This is a genomic window from Microcoleus sp. (assembly GCF_049646505.1).
Classification (GTDB): domain Bacteria; phylum Cyanobacteriota; class Cyanobacteriia; order Cyanobacteriales; family Microcoleaceae; genus Microcoleus.
Map to the genome: position 1 here is coordinate 1 of NZ_JBARVX010000512.1, position 2,448 is coordinate 2,448.

Here is a 2,448-nt window from a genome sequence, read left to right on the forward strand (position 1 = left end):
ATATTCTTCCTTCTTCCTGATGAAGTTGGACGTTCGATGGGGGAAGGACAGCAAAACATGACTAATGACTAATGACTAATGACTGCTAAGAGGGCGGGCCCGCACCATCCACCGCCCCTACCGACTAATGACTAATGACTAATGACTGATGACTAATGACTAATGACTAATGACTAATGACTGATGACTAATGACTAATGACTTCTACTTACCAGCGTTCGGAATGGGCGATCGCTTCGACATCGACTATCATCAGCAAGCGTCCTTCGCAATTGTACAAACCTTTGAGAAAAGGAACGAGTTCGGGACTGACATCGATGGCGGAGACTATTCGATCGGGATTGAGAGGCAAAACTCCTTCAACGCGGGAAACTGCCAATCCCATTCGCATTCTCGACAATCTCACGTCTCGCGGATCTGGCGCTTCTACCACTAAGATGCGGCTGCTGGGGTGGTGGATGTCAACCGATTCGATACCCGCAAACCGTCCGAAGTCTGCTGCTGCTAAGATTTCGCCCCGCAAGTTGGTTAATCCCAGCAAAAATGGCAGGGTGTTGGGAACCGGGGAAATCGGTTGTTCGTTGAGGGAAAGCACTTCTCGCACTGCCTCTAATTCTATGCCGAACAGACTGCCTCCTTGACCGAAGAGGAGAAATTGCTTTGTTCCACTTGTCTGATTTCCCGCCGGAGGAGCAGTTGTTTTCATTGCAGGTTTTTTGTTTCTAGTGTAGCTTATATAAATTCCGGTTGCACTCCTGGGGAATTGTTAACTGTTGACTGTTGACTGTTGACTGTTAACTGTTGACTGTTGACTGTTGACTGTTGACTGTTAACTGTTGAGTGTTTCGATTTTATTATTCCGATGCCACCGGAAACGATATTACACAGTAGGATTTTGCTGGGCCGGGAAAGCCGATCGCCAGAAGTGAGTTTTTGGGCATCAGTTTTTGGGCATCAAAGGCTTGAGTGAAATAAATTCCCGGTTTGGCAGCGGGGCCAGTCGCTATCATTAAAAGTAAAGTTTTTAGGGAATTTTGAAACCCAGTTTATTACATAAAACGGGGTTTCTAGGTATGATATTTTTTGTAAAAGCTACTGAAAGCTTTATATTTTGTTTAGGCCCAAAGCAGGCGCTGCACGATGTTGACGAGTTGCTGAGGTTCAAAGGGTTTGCTGACGTAAGCGTCGGCGCCCAAATCGGTTCCCCAAGCTTTATCGATCTCGGTGTTTTTATGAGTACAAAATACTACTGGCAAGTTGGCAGTGGCGCGATCGCCCCGCAATTCTCTGATTACTTCAAATCCGTTCATTCGCGGCATCACTACGTCTAAAACGACAAGATCCGGGGGTTTTTCTCGGATCAGGGCGATCGCTTCTTCGCCGTCGCTAGCCCGAATCGCCTGCATTCCGGCATCTTCAAGAATGCGGCAGATGATTTCTAGTTCGCTGGGAACGTCGTCCACTACTAAAATTTTTGACATGATTCCACGGTTCCTTGCTGTTGTTGATGGCGGACAATATTGATTCAGAAGCTGGGGCGATCGGCTGTTTGAGGGTACCGCGCCAGCCAACAAATTAATCCACTTCTCAATACAATATAGCCGATCGCACTGCCGCTGCGGGCAGAAAAAAGTTTAGTTAACGAACAATATACGAGATGCAAACGGATTTTGAGGAATTTGGCAATTGGGATTTGGGATTTGAAATTTCCCATTACGAGTTACCCAATTTAAAATTCAATAATTACTAGCAAATTACCACACTTTTTAGTAACCAGACAGGCTATTAATGAACCGGATCTATCGAATTGCCAACCCAGCAAAGATGAGCCAATATTTAAGTTATGCCGCGACATTTTGTTAATCGATTTTGGTAGTGCGGACTCGATAATTCGTCGTTGGTTGTTGGGGGCATCGGAGACTAAATTTAACATCATTTGCCAGAGTTGAAAAATACTGCTAGTTGCCCAAACTTGGGGCGAACAAGCTACAGGATACTGCACGGCGCGAAGTACATTAAAATTTGTTACGCGATTGATATTTGCTGCGGTAGGTTGTGCTGGCAAGTTCTCTTAACTGATAACTTTTTATCGCATACAGTTAATTTAATAATATTTAAAATATTTAGTCTATGGTACCTAAGATGGAGATTTTTACAGCGACCGAAATCGCACTTTTTGCCTTTGATTTTTATATAACAGGGCTACTAAACCGCAAACCAGCTTAATTGACTTCTACCGAAAGAAATAATCCTACGCAATCGAGGCATTTTTCCCAGTAGCATCTTCCCTTAATATCAAAAATTGTGTAAAATACTGCTATACAAGGGCTGACGCGCTGGCGATCGCCAAAACCGGCTTTTTCAACTCGCTCGCGCGCACTCCCCTGAAATTATTATCAAAAAAATCTCGGTTGATGCGCCGCCAAATAAAAAATGCTAATTCAGTAA

The 2,448-nt window shown here is 44.4% G+C and carries 5 protein-coding genes; all 5 read right to left on the reverse strand.

The window, feature by feature from the left end:
• Positions 1–208: 208 nt before the first annotated feature.
• The 5 genes from WBA89_RS24440 to WBA89_RS24460 all read right to left on the reverse strand — a co-directional run bounded on the left by WBA89_RS24440 (position 209) and on the right by WBA89_RS24460 (position 2,065).
• Positions 209–706, reverse strand: a complete 498-nt coding sequence (locus WBA89_RS24440) for a chemotaxis protein CheW (RefSeq protein WP_194064947.1) — start codon at positions 704–706, stop codon at positions 209–211.
• 148 nt (positions 707–854) lie between these two features.
• Positions 855–1,010: a hypothetical protein gene (locus WBA89_RS24445; protein WP_424410077.1), complete on the reverse strand. Its 156-nt coding sequence runs from the start codon at positions 1,008–1,010 to the stop codon at positions 855–857.
• 105 nt (positions 1,011–1,115) lie between these two features.
• Positions 1,116–1,481 (reverse strand): response regulator transcription factor, encoded by a 366-nt coding sequence (locus WBA89_RS24450; protein WP_424410078.1) that lies wholly within the window; start codon positions 1,479–1,481, stop codon positions 1,116–1,118.
• A 44-nt stretch (positions 1,482–1,525) separates the two neighbouring features.
• Positions 1,526–1,714, reverse strand: a complete 189-nt coding sequence (locus tag WBA89_RS24455; RefSeq protein WP_424410080.1) for a hypothetical protein — start codon at positions 1,712–1,714, stop codon at positions 1,526–1,528.
• A gap of 15 nt (positions 1,715–1,729) precedes the next feature.
• The gene (locus WBA89_RS24460; RefSeq protein WP_424410082.1) at positions 1,730–2,065 is read right to left on the reverse strand and encodes a hypothetical protein; all 336 of its coding nucleotides are present in this window, start codon (positions 2,063–2,065) and stop codon (positions 1,730–1,732) included.
• Positions 2,066–2,448: the final 383 nt, after the last annotated feature.